The following is an 18,786-nucleotide window of genomic DNA, read 5'->3' as shown; positions in this document are numbered from 1 at the left end:
AAGCAGAGCGAAGGAGCTCGGGGCGAGAGAGCGAGGAACGAGCCAACGAGTCCCGAAGCGGTCGCGGCCAGAAGCGCAGCCACAGGCGAGGGGGCTAATCGGGGCGCACGAGAAAGAACAACCCCCCAGGAGGTCCGTAGGTGGACACATCGAAAACACCACCGGCGACGGCCACGCCGCCGGTCGAGGACGAACGAGTATGGAAAGCGGGCCGGCTTGAGCCGATGCCCATCAGGAAGCTGCCCGACGCGCCTCCGTCGGTGCACATTCTCGGGCCGACGGTCTTCCTCGTCGCGCTGGGCGTGGGCATGGGCGAGTCGTACATGTGGCCCAGGCTGGTGCTGCTGTTCGGGCCCGAGATCAGGTGGCTGTTCCTCATCGGCGTCACGCTGCAGGCCGTGGTGATGCTGGAGATGGCGCGGTACGCCATGGCCACGGGGGAGAGCATCTTCTCCGGCGCGGCCAGGGTGTTCAAGCCGATCATGTGGTTCTTCTTCGTCGTGGCCATCGCCGTCTACATCTGGCCTGGACACCTGTCGGCGGGAGCGGCGGCGTTCGAGGAGATCACCGGCATCCCGTGGGTGGTGACCGCGATCGCCGGGCTCATCCTGGTCGGGGTGGTGTTCAGCCTGGCCAAGGTGATCTACAACGTGCTGGAGAACGTGCTGTCGCTGCTGATCGGCGCGCTCGTGCTCGGCACGGCGGTGGTCGCGGCCATGGTCGGGTCCTGGGGCGACGTGGTCTCCACGATCACCGGCATGTTCTCCTTCGGCTACTTGCCGCCGGAGGCCATGTCGGCGGCCTGGTTCCCCGTCATCGTGGGCGCGTGCGCCTTCGCGGGGCCGTCCGGCATGCAGCAGATGTGGTACACGCTGCACCTGCGTGACTCAGGGGCCGGCATGGGCGCGCACATCCCGCAGGTCCGCGGGCTGCGGCACGCGGGCGAGGAAGAGGAGATGCCCGCGCGCGGCTTCATGTTCGACACCGAGGACCCGGCCGAGATGGCCAAGTGGAAGGGCTGGCGGCGCTGGGTCACGTTCGACGCCCTGCTGCTGTTCTGGGGCATCACCATGCTGGTGACGATCTCGTTCACGGTGATCGCGCAGTCGGCCGTGCGGCAGAACCCGGGCGTGCGCGCGGTCATCCAGGGCGACGACCGCGAGGTCGCGCTCACCGCGATGGCCAATGCCGTCTCGTCGGCGGGCAGCTCGGTGCTCGGCGGCGTGTTCCTCGGGTTCATCGCGCTGATCGGGCTGAACGCGACCCTGGGGCTGTTCGACTCCTTCTCCCGGGGCCAGGCGGACATGACGTACAACTTCATCCCCGGGGCGAAGAAGCTGGGCATGTCACGCCTGTACGGGATCTTCCTCTGGGGCGTGATCATCTTCGGCATCCTGATCCTGCTGTTCGGGCCGGCTGACGGGCCGAGCGGGATCCTGGACACGCTGGCGTTCCTGTCGACGTTCGCGATGGGGGCGTACTGCGTGACGCTGCTCCTGGTGAACAACCGCATGCTGCCCAAGCCGATCAGGCCCAGGTGGTGGACGAACGTGATCATCGGGTGCGGCGCGGTGTTCTATCTCGGGATGCTGTTCTACAGCCTGTTCGCCTACGGCGTGGTCGTGGGCTGATGGGGGGACGGCACAGCATCGAGCTCGCCCTGCCAGGGGCGTCGATCGGAGCCGTCGCCGGAGCCATGGCCGGTGGGCTGACCCTGCTCGCGGGGCAGCCCGCCGGGATGGCCGCGCTGTCGGCCCTGTCCCTCGCCGTACCGCTCGCCCTCTTCGGCGGCCTGTACGGCGTGCTGCTCGGCCACGGCGTGTTCCGCCCGGGGACCTTCGGGATCGTCGGCCTGTACTGGGTGGCGGCCTTCCCCGTGTCCCGGCTCGCGCAGGAGAGCCTGGTCGGTGTCGGTCTGGGCGACGGCGTGCTGCCGTTCCTGGCGTACCAGGCGATGGTGAGCCTCGGCTTCGCGATCGGCTTCGTCTGGCTGCACGAGCGGATCATGCCGCACTGGCTGATGCGCCGCGCCGGCGCGAACCCGCTCGCCAAGGCGCTGCTCGGGCTCTACGTACGGCACGCTGGGATGTTGCGCGCACGAAGGGAGCAGCGGCGGTGAACCTGCCGTCTGGATCTGGCTGGCCACGATCGGCGGGTTCGCGCTCGTGGTCGCGGTGGACTTCTGGATCGTCGCGAGGAAGGCCCCTTGGTGCGCGAGCGTGCCTTTGAGCGTAACTTCTTGCACTCTCTCGATCACTGTGGGTATGGTTCGAGTGATCGAACGGGAAGGCGATAGCCAAGCCCATCGGGAGATCGTGTCCTTGTCGGTACAGCAAGGCCGCTGGAACGGCGGTGACAGCGCGTGGAGACTCGGGGTTACCCGGGTCGGTGAAGCGCGAACCCCCGCACTTGAGGGTGACGGGAAGAATCTCCACTGTTAACCGGTGGAGAGGAGTTCAAACCGCGTGGAAGCTGATCGGGCACGAGGACGAGGAGGCGGAGTTCTCCGATTCTCGAGGCTCTGCACCACGACGGCGTGTCGTGGGCGCCGGAGATCCCGATCCTGGTGTCTCTCGGTGTCATCGTCGGCACCCTCGCCGTCACCACGGTGCTGAGCCTGATCAAGTCGGCTCGCGACGCCAGGGCCGCCGCCTCGCAGGAGGTGGAGCCCGAGCCTGTGGAGCGCTGATCACGCCGCGGTGGGGGCCCGCCCCCTGCCGCGGCTCAGTGCCGTGGGCAGTCGCGTACGTCGTGCTCCGCCGCGGCCCACTCTCGCAGGTAGCGGTCCGCGTCGTCGGCGGAGTAGTGCTTCTTGAGCGCCGTGCTCAGGCCCAGGCCGATCGCTCGGCCGTCCGCTGCCTGACCCGGGGGATCAACGAGGAGAAAGCGGATGAACGCCTTCATGGGTCATACACCTCCTGACTCTCTGGCTCCACCCTCTACCCGAGGTGTTTCGGAGCATGTGCCCTTCTGTGAACGTCAGATCAACCGAGCTGCCGCGGGCGGCGCCGGCGTACCGGCTTGGGCGCCGGCTCGACCGGCTCCTTCTCGCGCTGCGCCAGGTAGGAGGCGCGGGTGTGCTCGGTGTGCTCGCGCATGATCTTCGCCGCGCGGCGCTCGTCGCCCGCCTCGATCGCGTCGATCAGCGAGGTGTGCTCCTCCCACGAGTCCATGCCGCGCTGGCGGGCCACCGGCGTGTGGTACCACCGCACCCGCCTGGCCACCTGGCTGGCCAGCTCCGAGAGGACCTTGTTGCCCGACAGGGCGGTCACCAGGGCGTGCAGCTCGGAGTTGGTCGCCACGGCCGCCTCGACGTCGTCGGACTCCACCGCCGCGATGCCCCGCGCGCACAGGGTGCGCAGCCGCTGCACGCCGTCCTCGCCCGCGTGCTTGGCGGCCAGCCTGGCGGACTCGGTCTCCAGCAGCGTGCGGACGGCCAGCAGCTGGTCGGCCTCCTCCAGGGTCGGGACGTGCACGAACGCGCCCTGCCCCGGGAACAGGTCCACCCAGCCCTCACCGCTGAGTTGCTGCAACGCCTCGCGGACCGGCTGCCTGGAGACTCCCAGCAGCTCGGCCAGCTCGCTCTCGACCAGGTGCTGTCCTGGCTTGAGCTGCCCGGAGACGATGAGCTCTTGGATAGCCTCGATAACGCTCTCCCTGAGCGTGGCAGGGCGGGGAATCTTGGCGGCCGCCGCCTGACCGGCCTGATCCGACAGCAACATGTCTCGTCTCCAGGGCTGCGCTAAAGTCTTTCGTCGACTGCCTACAGCATACCGTTCAGGGGTCGTCCCTGACGGTGAGTCTCATCACAGGAACTTCCTTGCGGATGGCATGTTCGGCGCCGCCGCCACGCCGCGCATCCCGCTCTCGCCGCACTCCGGCTGAGGTCCCTTCGGGAGGGGAGTGGGGCGGGGCGATGGGACCGCCATCTCGGGCCGTGCGCCACTACGGGCGGTGCGCCACCTCGGCACCGTGCTGCGGTGCGCCGCTGTGTCGCCGTGCGCCGCCTCGTTGCCATGCGCCGCCGGGTGCATCCAGGCTCGCCTCGCGTCCCAGCGCCGCCAGTGCCCACTGCGGGCGGCACCGTGGAAAGGGCGCGCGCTGGCGGCGGCGAGGCGTCACAGAGGGTGTCATAGGGGGATGGTGGCGGGCAGCCCCGGGATGCGGAGGCGGGGGGTGGCCAGGGCGGGTAGCGCGGCGATCGCGGTGGCCACGCCCAGCGCCGTCACGGGGCTGCTCAGGGCGACCAGCGCCAGCGCGACGGCCGCGACTCCGGCCAGGGCCTTGGCGCTGTAGACGACGGCGTGGATCTCGCCTGCCCGCTCGACGCCGAAGAACTCCCGCACCAGGCTGGCGAGCAGCGGATAGAACGCCCCGCCCCCGAGCCCGGCGGCCACGACCCCCGACCACAACAGCGGTCCGCTGCCCGGCGTGGCGTGCTGGACGGCGGCGGCGAGGAGGAGTTGGCCGACGGTGAGCGCCGTCAGCACGGCGGCCAGCACGCGCCGCGCCCGAACAGCTCCGAGCAGCGCATCGCCACCGACCGGCTGGCCCCGTTCAGCGCCACCAGGACCGCGACCGCACCCCACGAGCCCGTTCCCGCGACAACGATCACGTCGAAGACCGACACCGCGCCCGCGCATGTCAGGATCAGGGCCAGCGCGGGCAGGGTCCGCGTGCGCAGCGCCTGAGTCAGCCCGAACTGCTTGGCCGCCTCCGGGGTCGTGCGCAACCTCGCCGCGTCCAGCGCGTGCGAGCGCGGGTCGACGTCGTCGGGCCACCACAGCGCAGGAGCCAGCCGCAGGTGCCGCGCCGACGCACCGATCACCGCCACGGCGACGGCGGCGACGACCAGGAACGCGGTGGCCGTCGCGTCGGGGGCGATCCCGGCCCACACCAGCACGGGCACCGCCCCGTACCCGAAGGCGCCGGTGATCAGGCCGACCCGGGCGGCGGGCCGCTCCGGATACCAGGAGGAGACGACCTCGCCGCAGATCCCGTAGACCAGGCCCGCCCCCAGCCCGCCGAGCAGCGCGTAGCCCACGAGAGCGATGAGGCCCAGGTCGCTCAGCGCCGCCGTGGCCAGGCCGAGGGCGCTCAGTACGGCTCCGGCGGCCAGGCAGACGCGGACGCCGAGCCGGCCTCGCCGTACCAGGCGGAGGGCCGGAAGGGCGCCCGCGGCCTGGCAGGCGATCCACACGGTCAGCAGGGTGAGGCCGGTGGCCTCCTTGGCGAGGAGGGCGGCGTAGCCGTACTGGAGCGGGCTGATCGCCGCCATGGCGCCCCAGGCCAGCCAGAACATGCGCGTACGGTCGGCGGGGACGGGTCCGGGAAGGTACGAACGCCCGCGCCAGTCTCGAACTGCATTCTCCATACTGTATGGAATATCCAGTAGACGAGCGCTTGTCGAGACCCTAGACGAGGGATTTTCCATACGGTATACCGTCTACAAAGGAGGCTCGAATGGACCTGTACGAGTACCAGGCGAAGGAGCTCTTCGGGCGCCACGGGATCCCGGTCCCACCAGGCAGGATCGCGACCACCCCAGCCGAGGCCCGCGAGATCGCGGCCGAGCTGAACGCGCCCGTCGTCATCAAGGCCCAGGTGAAGACCGGCGGACGCGGCAAGGCGGGCGGGATCAGGCCCGCGGCGGGTCCGGTCACCGCCGAGGCGGAGGCCGAGCGCGTCATCGGGATGGACATCAAGGGGCACGTCGCGCGCAGCGTGCTGGTCGAGGCCGCGACCGTGCCGTTCGAGGAGTACTACGCGGCCTTTCTGGTGGATCGGGCCGAGGGCGGGTTCCTGGCGATGGTGTCCGGTCAGGGCGGCATGGAGATCGAGGAGCTTGCGGCCAGCGACCCAGACGCGCTGGTGAAGCTGCCGATCGACCCCGTGACAGGCGTGGACGCGGACACCGCGCGGCTGCTGGCGGCCAAGGCGGGCCTGCCCGACCAGGCAGCCGAGGTGCTGGAGAAGCTGTGGCGGGTCCTGGTCGCGGAGGACGCCCTGCTGGTCGAGGTGAACCCGCTGATCTGCACCACCGACCAGCGGATCCTGGCCCTCGACGGCAAGGTCACCCTGGACGGCAACGCCGCGTTCCGGCACTCCTGGGAGTACGCCGAGCAGTCCGGCAGCCTGGAGGACCGCGCCCGGGCCAAGGGCTTGAACTACGTCAAACTGGACGGCTCCGTCGGCGTGATCGGCAACGGCGCCGGGCTGGTCATGAGCACGCTCGACGTGGTCGCCGGGGCCGGGGCCGCCCCCGCGAACTTCCTGGACATCGGCGGCGGCGCGTCCGCCCAGGTCATGGCCGACGGGCTGGAGATCATCCTGGCCGACCCCGACGTGCGTTCGGTGCTGGTCAACGTCTTCGGCGGCATCACGGCCTGCGACGCGGTGGCCAGCGGCATCGTCACCGCACTCGGGCTCCTCGGCGAGCGCGGCCTCGGCAGGCCCATCGTCGTACGGCTGGACGGCAACAACGCCGAGGTGGGCCGGCGCATCCTCAGCGACGCCAGGCATCCGGCGGTCCGGCAGGTCTCCACCATGGACGGCGCCGCCGAGATGGCGGCCAGACTCGCGGCAGGTGCGTGATGGCGATCTTTCTGACCAAGGACAGCCGGGTGCTGGTGCAGGGCATGACCGGCGCGGAGGGCACCAGGCACACGGCCCGCATGCTGGCCGCGGGCACCGACGTCGTGGCCGGGGTGACGCCCGGCAAGGGCGGGCGGTCCGTGGACTTCGGCGAGCGCACGGTGCCCGTGTTCGGCTCGGTGCCGGAGGCGATGGAGGAGACCGGGGCCGACGTGTCGGTGGTGTTCGTGCCGCCGCGGTTCACCGGCTCTGCCGTGGAGGAGGCCGTCGCGGCGGGCATGCCGCTGTGCGTGGTCATCACCGAGGGGGTGCCGGTCCACGACACGGTACGGTTCCGCGCCCTGGCGAACGGCCGCACCAGGATCGTCGGGCCCAACTGCCCCGGCCTGATCAGCCCGGGCCAGTCCTCGGCCGGGATCATCCCCGCCGACATCACCTCGGCCGGGCGCATCGGGCTGGTGTCGAAGTCGGGCACGCTGACGTACCAGCTCATGTACGAGCTGCGCGACCTCGGCTTCTCCACCGCCGTCGGCATCGGCGGCGACCCCGTCGTCGGGACCACCCACATCGACTGCCTCCAGGCGTTCCAGGACGACCCGGGCACGGACGCCATCGTCATGATCGGCGAGATCGGCGGCGACGCCGAGGAGCGGGCCGCCGCCTACATCGCCGCGAACGTCACCAAGCCCGTGGTCGCCTACGTGGCCGGGTTCACCGCGCCGGAGGGCAAGACCATGGGGCACGCGGGCGCGATCGTGTCCGGCTCGTCCGGCACCGCCCAGGCCAAGAAGGAGGCCCTGGAGGCGGCCGGGGTCCGCGTCGGCCGCACCCCGTCGGAGACCGCCCGCCTGATGCGTTCGGCGTTGGGCGCGCTATGAGGTTCGACGTCAATCTCTCCATCCTCTTCACCGACCTGCCGCTGCTGGAACGGCCCGCCGCGGCGGCCAAGGCCGGATTCGACGCGGTCGAGCTGTGGTGGCCGTTCGGCACGCCGGACCCGGGAAGCGCGGAGCTGGCGGCGCTGCGGCAGGCGATCGAGGAGGCCGGGGTGCGCCTCGTCGGCCTCAACTTCGACGCGGGGGACATGGCGGCCGGCGAACGCGGCCTGCCGGCCAGGCTGGACGGCTCCGCCAGGTTCCAGGCCAACATCGATGTGGCGGTCCAGCTGGCGGGCGAGCTGGGCTGCGGCGTGCTCAACGCCCTGTACGGCAACGAGCCGGGCACCGACAGGGCTCTGGCCGTGGCCAACCTGCGCAGGGCGGCCGACGCGGCGGCGAGCATCGGCGCGACCGTGGTCGTCGAAGCCCTCAACTCCCACGAGAACCCGAAATATCCGATCACCTCGTCGCGGGCGGCGTTCGAGCTGATCGACGAGGTGGACCGCGAGAACGTGGCCTTCCTGGCCGACCTCTACCACCTGCACCGGGTGGGCGAGGACGTCCTGGAGCTCATCGACCGGCACAGCGCCAGGTTCGGCCACGTGCAGATCGCCGACGACCCCGGCAGGGGACACCCCGGCAGCGGGCGCATGCCGTACGACGAGATCTTCGCCCGGCTGGCGGCGGCGGGATATAGCGGCCACATCGGCCTGGAGTACCGGCACGAGGGGCCGGGCGCGTTCGACTGGAGGCACGCATGAACATCGGGTTCGTCGGCTTGGGGATCATGGGCAGCCCGATGGCGGCCAACCTCCTCAAAGCCGGACATGTCGTGACCGGGTATGACGTGAGTGCCGAGCGGGTCGAGCAGCTCGTGGCCCTGGGCGGCAAGGGCGCGTCCAGCGTGGTCGAGGCGGTCGGCGGCGCGGAGGCGGTGATCACGATGCTGCCCGACTCGCCGCAGGTGGAGGAGGTCGCGCCGCAGGTCGTCGAGTACGGCCGGCCGGACCTCCTCTACATCGACATGAGCACCGTCAAGCCGGAGACCTCCCGCCAGGTCGCCAGGCAAGCCGCGGCCGTCGGCGTACGGGCACTGGACGCCCCGGTCAGCGGCGGCGAGCGCGGCGCGGTGGACGGCACTCTGTCGATCATGGTGGGCGGCGAGGCGGAGCACTTCCAGGCGGCCCGGCCGGTGCTGGGAGTGCTCGGCACGACGGTCGTGCACGTCGGCCCGGCCGGCGCCGGACAGACCGTCAAGGCGGCCAACCAGCTCGTCGTCGGCGGCATCTACGGGCTCGTGTCGGAGGCCATCGTGCTGCTCGAAGCCTCGGGCGTGGACCCCGGCGCCGGCCTCGACGTGCTCGCGGGCGGCCTGGCGGGCTCCAGGATCCTGGAGCTCAAGCGACACACCATGGTCAAGCGGGAGTTCGCCCCCGGGTTCCGGATCGACCTGCACCACAAGGACATGGGCATCGCCGTCGCCGCGGCCCGCGAGGCCGGCGTCAGCCTGCCGCTCACCGGGCAGGTCGCCCAGCTCATGGCCGCGGCCAGGGCGCAGGGCCACGGCTCGCTCGACCACTCCGCCCTGCTCAAGGTCGTGGAAAGGCTCAACGGATGACTCGCATCCCGTGCATGGAGGCCGTGGTCGCGGTGCTGGAGTCGGAGGGGGTGGACACCGTCTTCGGCATCCCGGGCGCGGCCATCCTGCCGCTCTACGCCGCGCTCCAGCGCAGCTCGATCAGGCACATCACCGTACGCCACGAGGAGGGCGGCACCCACGCGGCCGACGGCTGGGCCAGGGTGACCGGGAACGTCGGCGTCTGCGTCGGCACCTCCGGCCCCGCCGGCACGAACATGATCACCGGCCTCTACACCGCACTCGCCGACTCGATCCCGATGATCTGCGTCACCGGGCAGGCGGTGAGCTCCAAGCTGCACCAGGAGGCGTTCCAGGCGGTCGACATCGTGGAGATCGCCCGCCCGGTGACCAAGTGGGCGGTGCAGCTCAAGGAGCCCGCGCAGGCGCCGTGGGTGTTCAGGGAGGCGTTCAGGATCGCCCGCTCGGGACGGCCGGGGCCGGTGCTCATCGACCTGCCGCTCGACGTGCAGCGCGGGACCTGCCGGTACGACCGGGAGCTGGACGCCCCGCTGCCCGTCGAGGAGCCAGGACCGCTGCCCAGGGCCGTGCGCAAGGCCATGGACCTGCTGACCGGGGCCAGGCGGCCGATCATCCTGGCGGGCGGCGGCGTGATCATCGCCGAGGCGTGCGACGAACTGCGTGCGCTGGCCGAGCACCTCCAGGTGCCCGTGCAGGTGACGCTCATGGGCAAGGGCGCCTTCCCCGAGGACCACCCCCTGTTCGCGGGCATGGCGGGCATCCAGACCCAGACAAGGTGGGGCAACGCCGCCTTCCTGGACAGCGACCTGGTCCTCGCCGTGGGCGCCCGCTTCGGTGACCGGCACACCGGCGACCTCGACGTCTACCGCAAAGGGCGCACGTTCGTGCACGTGGACATCGAGCCCACGCAGATCGGCCGGGTCTTCGAGCCCGATCTGGGGATCGTCGGCCACGCCCGCCCCGTGCTGGCGGAGCTGCTGGCCGAGGCGCGCCGCCGTACGGCGCCGAAGGAGCCAGGCAAGTGGGTACGGAGGATCGCCGACCTGCGCCGGACCATGACCCGCCGCGACGACTTCGACGACGTGCCGATCAAGCCGCCACGGGTGTTCAGGGAGATCAACGAGTATTTCGGCAGGGACACCACCTTCGTCACCGCCATCGGGCTCTACCAGATCTGGTCCGGCCAGTTCCAGACGACCTACCTGCCGCGCCGCTACCTGGTCTGCGGCCAGGCAGGGCCGCTGGGCTGGGAGGTGCCCGCGGCCATGGGCGTCAAGTGCGCCCATCCCGAGCGCCAGGTCGTGGCGGTGGTGGGCGACTACTCCTTCCAGTTCCTCATGGAGGAGGTCGCGGTGGCCGCCCAGTACCGCGTCCCGTTCGTCATCGTCATGATCAACAACGAGTACCTGGGGCTCATCCGGCAGGCCGAGCTCCCGTACGGCATGAACTACGCCGTGGACCTGCACTACGGGGAAGGCGGCATCGACCATGTCAAGGCCATGGAGGCGTTCGGCTGCCCGGCGCGGCGGGTGGAGCTGCCGGGCGACATCCGCGACGCCCTCGCCTGGGCGACGGCGGAGTCGGCGCGGGAACGCCTGCCGGTGCTGGTGGAGGTGATGGTGGAGCGCGAGGCCAACGCCGCCATGGGGCCCTCGCTTGAGGCGATCAAGGAGTTCGAGCCGCTGCCCGAGCTCATCACCGCCGACTGGTCCGACTGAGGAGGGGCACATGCGACTCAAGCCGGGTACGGCCTGGCGGGACGCCTACGACAGGTGCTGTTCCGCGGCCCCCGAGGCCTTCCACGACGACCGGGTGCTGAACCACTGGGGCGGCATCTGGCACCGCGACGGGCGCCCCGTGCCCGGCTTCTCGCCGCTGGACGGCACCGCCATCGCGGGCCTGCCCAGGCTCGACCGGGCGGGCGCGGGACGCGCGGTGGCGGGCGCGGCAGAGGAGCACCGGAGGTGGCGGCACGTGCCGCTCGCCGAGCGCAAGGCCATGGTGTCCGCCGCGGTGGAATCCATGGCAGCGCACCGCGATCTGCTGGCCCTGCTGCTGGTCTGGGAGATCGGCAAGCCGTGGAAGACGGCCTGCGCGGACGTGGACCGCTGCCTGGACGGCGTGCGCTGGTACGTCGCCGAGATCGACCGCATGGTCGCCGGGCGCACGCCGCTGCCCGGGCCCGTCAGCAACATCGCTAGCTGGAACTACCCGATGAGCGTGCTCATGCACGCCATGCTCGTGCAGGCGCTGGCCGGCAACGCGGTGATCGCCAAGACGCCCACGGACGGCGGGCTGTGCTGCCTCACGCTCGCCTGCGCGCTGGCCGTACGGGAAGGGCTGCCGTTCACGCTGGTCAGCGGGGGAGGGGCGGAGCTGTCGCCGGTGCTCGCCGGCGGGCGCTCGCTGGGCTGCGTGTCGTTCGTGGGCGGCAGGGACGCGGGGGCGAAGGTGGCGACCTCGCTGGCCGACCTCGGGCGCAGGCACGTGCTGGAGCAGGAGGGGCTCAACTGCTGGGGGGTGTGGGAGTACGGCGACTGGGACCTGCTCGCCCGGCAGATCCGGGCGTCGTTCGACTACGGCAAGCAGCGGTGCACCGCCTATCCGCGGTTCGTGGTGCAGCGGTCGTTGTTCCACGAGTTCCTGAGGGCGTACCTGGCGGCGGTGGGGTCTCTGCGGTTCGGACATCCGCTCGCGGTGGACTCGCCCGGCGACCCGCTGCCCGAGCTGGACTTCGGGCCGCTGATCAACGCCTCGAAGGCCAAAGAGCTGGCCGACCAGGTGGACGAGGCGGTGGCCAGGGGCGGGGTGCCGGTGCACCGGGCGCCGCTCGACGCCGGACATTTCCTGCCGGGGCAGGATATTTCGGCCTATTTCGCGCCGACGGCGCTGCTCAACCCGCCCCGCTCGTCGCCGCTCTTCCACGCCGAGCCGTTCGGGCCGGTGGACACGTTCGTGCTGGTGGACACGGAGGCGGAGCTGCTGGCCGCGATGAACGCCAGCAACGGCGCCCTGGTGGCGACGCTCTCCTGTGACGAGGAGGAGACGTTCCGGCGGCTGGCGCCGGAGGTGCGGGCGTTCAAGGTGGGCCACAACCGCCCGCGCTCGCGGGGAGACCGGGAGGAGCTGTTCGGCGGGCTCGGAGCGTCCTGGCGCGGCGCGTTCGTCGGCGGCGAGCTACTCGTACGGGCCGCCACCACGGGCCCGGAGGGCGAGCGCCTGCCGGGCAACTTCCCGCACTACACGCTGCTGCCCTAGCGGACTCCTCAGAACGCGCCGAAGCGGGTCGCCACCACCAGGGCGAGAAAGATCAGCACGGCGACCCGCAGCAGTCTCCCGCCGACCCCGAGCGACGGCCATGACAGGTACGCCAGCCACCCCACGAACGCCAGCACCACCAGCGTGGCCACCCCGCCGAGCCAGTTGCTCACGGCGAACCCGGTCAGCAGCAGGATCACCAGAATCGCGGGCGCCACCCACCGGGGCACCTGCGTGAACAGATATGTCATCGGCACGGCGCTGCGCTGCTCGACGGCCTTGCGCAGGCCGGTCGCGCCCGGCGTGAAGAACTGCTCGCCCTTGGGAAGCGGGCGCTTGCTGTCAGGGGCCACCCCCAGAGCCTACGGCAGTCGGCGTGTCGGCCCGCCGTAACGCGTTTAATCTGGTCGGGTGCTCGCCGTGATCCGATACACCGTTCCAGAGTCCCAGTCCCAAGATTTCGTCAAACAAGGCCAAACCATCCTCGAGACGCTCGCCGCCCAGCCGGGCTACCGGCACGGCAGGCTGGCCCGTTCGGTCGACGAGCCCAACCTGTGGGCGCTCGTCACGGAATGGGAGGGCGCCGGCTTCTACCGCAGGGCTTTGTCGGCTGCGAGGATGGCTATGTACCCGCTGATGATCCTCATGGTCAACGAACCAAGCGCCTTCGAGGACGTCTACACACAAGACGGGGCGTAACGATTAGTGGCGCGCGAGAGGGTGCGTGCGTCCCCTAAGCTGGGATCTCACGAATTTCACCTCGCCGACCTCCAGCCGGAAAGAGAATCAACCAAAATGGCACGACGCACCGACGTCATGGACACCATCGTCAGCCTCGCCAAACGCCGCGGGCTCGTATACCCGTCGAGCGAGATCTACGGCGGACTGCGCGCGTCGTGGGACTACGGTCCGCTGGGTGTCGAGCTCAAGAACAACGTCAAGCGGCAGTGGTGGCTGTCGATGGTCCAGTCGCGCGACGACGTGGTGGGCCTCGACTCCTGCGTCATCCTGGCGCCCGAGGTGTGGCGGGCCAGCGGCCACGTCGAGACCTTCACCGACCCGCTGACCGAGTGTCTGTCCTGCCACAAGCGCTTCCGCGCCGACCACCTCATCGAGGCGTACGAGGAGAAGAACGGCAAGTCGCCCGAGGGCGGTCTGGCCGACATCACCTGCCCCAACTGCGGCAACAAGGGCACCTTCACCGAGCCCAGGCAGTTCAGCGGCCTGCTCAAGACCTACCTCGGCCCGGTCGAGGACGAGTCGGGGCTGGCCTACCTGCGGCCCGAGACCGCGCAGGGCATCTTCATCAACTACCTCAACGTGCAGCAGTCGGCGCGCAAGAAGATCCCGTTCGGCATCGGCCAGGTCGGCAAGTCGTTCCGCAACGAGATCACGCCGGGCAACTTCATCTTCCGCACCCGCGAGTTCGAGCAGATGGAGATGGAGTTCTTCGTCAAGCCGGGCACGGACGAGGAGTGGCACCAATACTGGATCGACGAGCGCTTCCGCTGGTACTCCGACCTCGGCATCAGCAAGGACAACCTGCGCCTCTACGAGCACCCGAAAGAGAAGCTGTCCCACTACAGCAAGCGCACGGTGGACATCGAATACCGCTTCAACTTCGTCGGCTCTGAGTGGGGTGAGCTCGAGGGCATCGCCAACCGCACCGACTTCGACCTCAGCTCCCACTCCAAGGCGTCCGGCACCGACCTCAGCTTCTTCGAGCAGGACACGGGCGAGCGCTACGTCCCCTACGTCATCGAGCCGGCGGCCGGTGTCGACCGGGCGACGCTGACGTTCCTGCTCGACGCCTACAGCGAGGACGAGGCGCCCAATGCCAAGGGCGTCATGGAGAAGCGCACGGTCATGCGGCTCGACCACCGGCTCGCGCCGGTCAAGGCCGCGGTGCTGCCGCTCTCCCGCAACGCCGACCTGTCGCCGAAGGCCCGCGACCTGGCCGCGCAGCTGCGCCGCCGGTGGAACGTGGAGTTCGACGACGCGGGCGCCATCGGCCGCCGCTACCGCCGCCAGGACGAGATCGGCACGCCGTTCTGCATCACGGTCGACTTCGACACGCTCGAGGACCAGGCGGTCACCATCCGGGAGCGCGACTCGATGGCCCAGGAGCGCATCTCCATCGACGGTGTCGAGGCCTACCTGCGCCAGCACCTGAACGACTGAGCCCGTCGTCACGAAGGCCGTCCGCCCCACTCCGGCGGGCGGCCTTTCGTGTTGCGGGTTGATCCAGTTGAAGAGGCGGGAGTTTTCGATGGGACGAAGGTTTCCAATGCTGCTGGGGTTGCTGGGCTTGGCCCTGGTCGCCCTGGCGCTGGGACTCTTTCTCGGCCGATGCGACAGCTTCGGACTCTTCCCGCTCGCAGTGGCCGGATACATCGCGGGCACGGCCCTTCTCGGCGGAGCTGTCATCCTCCGCTACAGGCCCGGCGTGGTGATGTCGGTGTTGGCCCTCATCGGCGTTGCGGCGATCGCCTTCCTCGTTGGCGTTCTGGCGTTCTTCAACGCCTTCGCCCGCTGTTTCGAGTTCTGATCACAAGTGATCGAAGCGCAGTGACCATGAGTGTCAGGCCTCCTGTCTACCCCGCGCTGCCGGGATCCGCTAGAGCCGACTAACACAAGACCGATGCCGATGAGCGGGTCCACACCCCAGGCGATGAGCGGCTCCATACCTCAGGACGGCACGACAAACGCCCACCGCAGCCAAGATCCGGCCGGATCATGGCTCTTCACGCCGGGCCGGGTCGACCTCGGTAACGGCCGTCTTCCCGTCCAGCTCCCAACCCTTCCCGTACGCCGCCGCGAAGGCATCCTCGCCCAGCGCGGCCCGTCCCCGGCGGGTGAGTTCGCGAACCTGCCGATCGGTGCGCACTCGCGGTGGCCTGGCTGCGCCTGGTCGCATGACCGTGCCTCGCGAGCCGAGGCCGGGGTGCCGGTGCACGCGCCGAGCGGGTTCTGCTGGTCGAGTGGAACCTAGCGTGGCACCTTCCTGCGGTGTACGGCCATCGCCGCCCCGAGGGCGAGGGCGGCATATCCGCAGGTCACGGTCAAACCTGCCCATGGCGGGAGCAGGTAGTAGCCTCCGAGCAGTGACAGGCCCACGTCCACATGCGCGAACGTGGGGACGCTCTGCGTGATCGCGAACCCGGCCGCAGGGGTGATCGTCAGCAGCCACGGCGCCAAACCTGCGGTCGCCAGCAGGTAGGGCACGACGACCAGCGCGATGGCCAGCCCGATGGCGACGACGGCCCGCTTGACCAGCGCGGCGAGGCCCAGAGCCAGTACGGCGGCGGTCGCGGTCAGCGCCGCGTAGCCGACGATCACCCGCAGCTCGGTACCCAGAGTGATCGGCTGAATCGGGTTCTGATTGGCACGCAACATCGCCAGGCCGACGGGGACCACGACCCCGGAGGCCACCAGCCCCGCCACGAACGCGACCGCGCCGACCACCACGGCCTTGGCCGCCAACCGCCCCGCCGGATGCGGCTCGGCCGGCGGACCGGTGCCGATCAGCCCGCGCCGGTGTTCCGCGGTGAAGAACGTGACCGCCACCACGAGCACCAGGATCAGCCCCACGGCCCCGCCGATCAGCGTGAGGTCGGCGCGCAGACCGCCCTCCACCGTGGCGGGCCCGATGTCACCGCCCCCGGTCACGATGAACTTGTCGCCGGACTCGACGACACCGCCAGGGTGATGCGGGGTCTTGCCGTCGGACTCCATGGCGACACCGACATCGTCACGCCGCCACGAACCGTTCGCGCCCTGCAGCATGATCTGGTCGAAGGTGGCGGTGGCCTGGGCGAAGGCTTTCGCCATCTCCCACAGAGCGCCTGGTGAGGTGACGAACAGCCCGATCTCGACCGTCTCCGGCAGGCCGGTCAGCTTGACCGTGCTGACCTCGGTCCACGTCTTGCCGTCGTCTGACTCGTAGCCGGTGACGGTCTCGCCCGACCTGGTCAGCCGCAGCCACTGCGGGCCGTTGTGAGGACCGCCGGGCACGTCGTGGGTGAAGTTGTGCTGCATCCGCACGCCATGAGCTCCGGTGAGCATGATGGCGGCGTACGGTGTGCCCTGCTTGAGACTCTGCCTGACGAGGAGCCCGGCCTTCGCCCACGGCACCACCCCCTCCTTGACGTTGCGCACCCCGGGTACGGCGTCCGGCAGCCGGATCTGCCCAGTCATATCCGACACGCGGGCGGTGATGCTGCCGTTCCCCTTGAGCGGCTGGTGCACGAAGTAGTACTTGTCGCTCACCGCCGTGCCATCGGGTCCCACCAGAGGCGCGGGGCAGGGGCCCTCCCCCTCGCCGGTCACGCAGGTGCTGCGGGCACCCCCGGCGACCAGCAGTCCGAGCGACACGGTGACCAGCACGGAGGCCGCCATGGCGAGCACCCGGCCCCGCGCGGTACGGAACTTGGCCCACTCCGTGCGCAGCAACGCGGAGAAGCCGGTCCGTCGGCTGGATCGGTGCGGCGTGAATGAACTCATGCCGACGGTTGTACGCGGCACCCGGTTCCAGCCGGGTCGCAGCGGCTGCGACCCGGCTGCGACCGGGGTTCTGGCATCGTTTGAGTCATGGCACCTCGCTCCGGAGGCCGGTTCGGCCGCCCCGCCCGCACGACGACCGGCGGTGAGTGGCGGTGAGGGTCCTCGTCGTCGAGGACTTCGAGGTCCTCGCCCGCTCCATCGGAACCGGGCTGCGCCGCGAGGGCATGGCCGTCGACGTCGTCCTGGACGGAACCGCCGCCCTCGACCGCCTGGCCGCCACCCGCTACGACGTGGTGATCCTCGACCGCGACCTGCCCGGCGTCCACGGGGACGAGATCTGCCGGCGACTCGCCCACGGCCGCTGTCAGACCCGCGTCCTGATGCTCACCGCCTCCGGCACGATCGAGGACCGCGTCGACGGGCTCAGCCTCGGCGCCGACGACTACCTGCCCAAGCCGTTCGCGTTCGCCGAACTGGTCGCCCGCGTCCGTGCCCTGGCCCGCCGCGCCACCCCGCCGCTGCCGCCCACCCTGGCATGCGGGGACATCACCCTCGATCCGGCTCGCCGTACCGCGTTCCGGGCCGGCCGGCGCCTGGAGCTGAGCCCCAGGGAGTTCGCCCTGCTCGAGTGCCTGCTCGCCGTGCCCGGCCTGGTCATCTCCGCCGAAGAACTGCTCGAACGCGTCTGGGACGAGGCCGCCGACCCCTTCAGCAGCGCCGTCAAGCACACCATGCACCGGTTGCGGGCCAAGCTCGGCGACCCGCCCGTGATCGAGACCATCCGCGAAGGCGGCTACCGCATCGGACCGTCATGACCTCCCAGCAGCTTGCCAGAAGGTCCTTGCAGAAGCGGCTCGCGCTCGCCTACGCGGCCGGCTTCTACTCCGCCGGGGTCTTCGTGCTCGTCCTCGTCGCCGTCCCGCTCGCCAGCATCGACGCGGCCATACCCAAGGGCCCGCCCTCAGCGAGCGCGATCACTGAAACCGGGCCCGGGATCGGCCTGCCCCAGCTCCTCGTCGGCTCTGCCGCCGCCCTGGTCGTTCTGGTCCCCGTCGCCCTGGCTCTCGGCTGGTACGTCGCCGGCCGGTTCCTGCAGCCGCTGCGCGCCATCATCGCCACCGCCAAAATCATCTCCGCGGGAAACCTCCACCGGCGCCTGGACCTCGGCGAGCCCGCGGACGAGCTGACCGAGCTCGGCCACACCCTCGACGACCTGTTCGCCCGCCTCGAGACCTCCTTCGACGCCCAACGCCACTTCGTCGCCAACGCCTCCCACGAGTTGCGCACCCCTCTGGCCGGCCTGCGTACCCTCCTCGAAGTCGCCCTCGCCGCCCCCGACGCCGACGCCGACACCCTGCGCTCAGCCTGCCAGGAGGCCCTCGCTCTGGGCGGACACCAGGAGCGGCTCGTCCAGGCACTGCTCGCTCTGGCCACCAGCGAGCGCGGCGTCACCCGCTGGGACCCTCTCGACCTCGCCCACGTCGTCGAAGGAGTGCTCGTCTCGCGCCGCGGCCAAGCAACCCAGAAAGGCATTGACCTAGCCGAACACCTGACGCCCGCGGTGACGGCCGGGGACCCGAGACTGATCGAAAGCCTCGTCGCCAACCTCATCGACAACGCCATCCGCCACAACCACGCAGACGGCCACGTAGAGATCACCACGCAGACCTCCGGCACGCAGGCGGCCCTTACGGTCACCAACAGCGGGCCGGTCATCCCCGGCAACCAGATCCAGCGCCTCTTCCACCCCTTCCAGAAGCTGGCGCCCGAACGTCACGGCCGCCGCGACGGCTACGGCCTCGGCCTCGCCATCGTCAATGCCGTCACCCAAGCTCACCACGCCACCCTCACCACCACCGCACGCCCAGAAGGCGGCCTGTCCATCACGGTGCGGTTCGCGCACGGATCTCACCCGAACCATTGAAACCGCCCCGC

21 protein-coding genes are annotated in these 18,786 nt (G+C 70.4%); 14 read left to right on the top strand and 7 right to left on the bottom strand.

The features are described 5' to 3' along the window. Window positions 1–140: 140 nt before the first annotated feature. The 3 genes from ACIBVN_RS08465 (at window position 141) to ACIBVN_RS08455 (ending at window position 2,689) form a co-directional block, all read left to right on the top strand. The gene (locus tag ACIBVN_RS08465; RefSeq protein WP_397134062.1) at window positions 141–1,631 is read left to right on the top strand and encodes an Nramp family divalent metal transporter; all 1,491 of its coding nucleotides are present in this window, start codon (window positions 141–143) and stop codon (window positions 1,629–1,631) included. Next, a complete protein-coding gene (locus ACIBVN_RS08460; RefSeq protein ID WP_397134060.1) occupies window positions 1,631–2,119 on the top strand; it encodes a hypothetical protein in 489 nt (162 codons plus the stop codon). Before ACIBVN_RS08465 ends, ACIBVN_RS08460 begins: the two co-directional genes overlap by 1 nt. A 417-nt stretch (window positions 2,120–2,536) precedes the next feature. Beyond that, window positions 2,537–2,689: a hypothetical protein gene (locus ACIBVN_RS08455; RefSeq protein WP_397134058.1), complete on the top strand. Its 153-nt coding sequence runs from the start codon at window positions 2,537–2,539 to the stop codon at window positions 2,687–2,689. A gap of 35 nt (window positions 2,690–2,724) precedes the next feature. On the opposite strand, the gene ACIBVN_RS08450 is transcribed toward ACIBVN_RS08455, so the two are convergent. The 4 genes from ACIBVN_RS08450 to ACIBVN_RS08435 all read right to left on the bottom strand — a co-directional run bounded on the left by ACIBVN_RS08450 (window position 2,725) and on the right by ACIBVN_RS08435 (window position 5,302). Then, window positions 2,725–2,904, bottom strand: a complete 180-nt coding sequence (locus tag ACIBVN_RS08450; RefSeq protein WP_397134056.1) for a hypothetical protein — start codon at window positions 2,902–2,904, stop codon at window positions 2,725–2,727. Window positions 2,905–2,984: 80 nt separating this feature from the next. Continuing rightward, complete coding sequence (locus tag ACIBVN_RS08445) at window positions 2,985–3,722, bottom strand: GntR family transcriptional regulator (RefSeq protein ID WP_397134054.1); 738 nt, start codon at window positions 3,720–3,722, stop codon at window positions 2,985–2,987. 408 nt (window positions 3,723–4,130) lie between these two features. Further along, window positions 4,131–4,502 (bottom strand): hypothetical protein, encoded by a 372-nt coding sequence (locus ACIBVN_RS08440; protein WP_397134052.1) that lies wholly within the window; start codon window positions 4,500–4,502, stop codon window positions 4,131–4,133. Beyond that, on the bottom strand, window positions 4,484–5,302 hold the full coding sequence (locus tag ACIBVN_RS08435) for a hypothetical protein (protein WP_397134050.1): 819 nt from the start codon (window positions 5,300–5,302) through the stop codon (window positions 4,484–4,486). Before ACIBVN_RS08435 ends, ACIBVN_RS08440 begins: the two co-directional genes overlap by 19 nt. 161 nt (window positions 5,303–5,463) lie before the next feature. Between ACIBVN_RS08435 and sucC the strand changes: the two genes are divergently transcribed. The 6 genes from sucC to ACIBVN_RS08405 are packed head-to-tail and all read left to right on the top strand — an operon-like array spanning window position 5,464 to window position 12,348. Next, on the top strand, window positions 5,464–6,594 hold the full coding sequence (sucC, locus tag ACIBVN_RS08430) for an ADP-forming succinate--CoA ligase subunit beta (RefSeq protein WP_397134048.1): 1,131 nt from the start codon (window positions 5,464–5,466) through the stop codon (window positions 6,592–6,594). Then, on the top strand, window positions 6,594–7,472 hold the full coding sequence (gene sucD, locus ACIBVN_RS08425; RefSeq protein ID WP_397134046.1) for a succinate--CoA ligase subunit alpha: 879 nt from the start codon (window positions 6,594–6,596) through the stop codon (window positions 7,470–7,472). The genes sucC and sucD overlap by 1 nt, the downstream gene beginning before the upstream one ends. Continuing rightward, on the top strand, window positions 7,469–8,233 hold the full coding sequence (locus ACIBVN_RS08420; protein WP_397134044.1) for a hydroxypyruvate isomerase family protein: 765 nt from the start codon (window positions 7,469–7,471) through the stop codon (window positions 8,231–8,233). The genes sucD and ACIBVN_RS08420 overlap by 4 nt, the downstream gene beginning before the upstream one ends. Continuing rightward, window positions 8,230–9,090 (top strand): 2-hydroxy-3-oxopropionate reductase, encoded by an 861-nt coding sequence (locus ACIBVN_RS08415; protein WP_397134042.1) that lies wholly within the window; start codon window positions 8,230–8,232, stop codon window positions 9,088–9,090. The genes ACIBVN_RS08420 and ACIBVN_RS08415 overlap by 4 nt, the downstream gene beginning before the upstream one ends. Continuing rightward, window positions 9,087–10,808 (top strand): glyoxylate carboligase, encoded by a 1,722-nt coding sequence (gene gcl / locus ACIBVN_RS08410; RefSeq protein ID WP_397134040.1) that lies wholly within the window; start codon window positions 9,087–9,089, stop codon window positions 10,806–10,808. The genes ACIBVN_RS08415 and gcl overlap by 4 nt, the downstream gene beginning before the upstream one ends. A 10-nt stretch (window positions 10,809–10,818) precedes the next feature. Continuing rightward, the gene (locus tag ACIBVN_RS08405) at window positions 10,819–12,348 is read left to right on the top strand and encodes an aldehyde dehydrogenase family protein (RefSeq protein WP_397134038.1); all 1,530 of its coding nucleotides are present in this window, start codon (window positions 10,819–10,821) and stop codon (window positions 12,346–12,348) included. 8 nt (window positions 12,349–12,356) lie between these two features. On the opposite strand, the gene ACIBVN_RS08400 is transcribed toward ACIBVN_RS08405, so the two are convergent. Next, window positions 12,357–12,701: a DUF6703 family protein gene (locus ACIBVN_RS08400; protein WP_397134036.1), complete on the bottom strand. Its 345-nt coding sequence runs from the start codon at window positions 12,699–12,701 to the stop codon at window positions 12,357–12,359. Window positions 12,702–12,768: 67 nt separating this feature from the next. Here ACIBVN_RS08400 and ACIBVN_RS08395 point away from each other — a divergent pair, with 67 nt between their 5' ends. The 3 genes from ACIBVN_RS08395 to ACIBVN_RS08385 all read left to right on the top strand — a co-directional run bounded on the left by ACIBVN_RS08395 (window position 12,769) and on the right by ACIBVN_RS08385 (window position 14,896). Beyond that, window positions 12,769–13,047, top strand: coding sequence for an antibiotic biosynthesis monooxygenase family protein (locus tag ACIBVN_RS08395; protein WP_397134034.1), 279 nt, complete (start codon window positions 12,769–12,771; stop codon window positions 13,045–13,047). A 96-nt stretch (window positions 13,048–13,143) separates the two neighbouring features. Beyond that, window positions 13,144–14,529 carry a glycine--tRNA ligase gene (locus ACIBVN_RS08390; RefSeq protein WP_397134032.1) on the top strand — a complete coding sequence of 462 codons (1,386 nt, stop codon included), beginning with the start codon at window positions 13,144–13,146 and terminating at the stop codon, window positions 14,527–14,529. A gap of 106 nt (window positions 14,530–14,635) precedes the next feature. After that, window positions 14,636–14,896: a hypothetical protein gene (locus ACIBVN_RS08385; protein ID WP_397134030.1), complete on the top strand. Its 261-nt coding sequence runs from the start codon at window positions 14,636–14,638 to the stop codon at window positions 14,894–14,896. A 186-nt stretch (window positions 14,897–15,082) separates the two neighbouring features. Here the strand turns inward: ACIBVN_RS08385 and ACIBVN_RS08380 are convergent, their stop codons facing one another. Together ACIBVN_RS08380 and ACIBVN_RS08375 are read right to left on the bottom strand one after the other, a co-directional pair. After that, window positions 15,083–15,235, bottom strand: a complete 153-nt coding sequence (locus ACIBVN_RS08380) for a hypothetical protein (RefSeq protein ID WP_397134028.1) — start codon at window positions 15,233–15,235, stop codon at window positions 15,083–15,085. Between the two features lie 101 nt (window positions 15,236–15,336). Beyond that, window positions 15,337–16,851 (bottom strand): hypothetical protein, encoded by a 1,515-nt coding sequence (locus ACIBVN_RS08375; RefSeq protein WP_397134026.1) that lies wholly within the window; start codon window positions 16,849–16,851, stop codon window positions 15,337–15,339. Between the two features lie 152 nt (window positions 16,852–17,003). Here ACIBVN_RS08375 and ACIBVN_RS08370 point away from each other — a divergent pair, with 152 nt between their 5' ends. Both ACIBVN_RS08370 and ACIBVN_RS08365 read left to right on the top strand, forming a co-directional pair. Then, window positions 17,004–17,666: a response regulator transcription factor gene (locus ACIBVN_RS08370; protein WP_397134024.1), complete on the top strand. Its 663-nt coding sequence runs from the start codon at window positions 17,004–17,006 to the stop codon at window positions 17,664–17,666. After that, window positions 17,663–18,775: a sensor histidine kinase gene (locus ACIBVN_RS08365; protein ID WP_397134022.1), complete on the top strand. Its 1,113-nt coding sequence runs from the start codon at window positions 17,663–17,665 to the stop codon at window positions 18,773–18,775. The genes ACIBVN_RS08370 and ACIBVN_RS08365 overlap by 4 nt, the downstream gene beginning before the upstream one ends. Window positions 18,776–18,786: the final 11 nt, after the last annotated feature.

Origin of the sequence: Nonomuraea sp. NPDC049400 (genome assembly GCF_044466425.1) — a bacterium.
Classification (GTDB): Bacteria; Actinomycetota; Actinomycetes; order Streptosporangiales; family Streptosporangiaceae; genus Nonomuraea.
The sequence above is the reverse complement of the archived record's forward strand: the minus strand, read 5'-3'. Positions and strand labels throughout refer to the sequence as shown.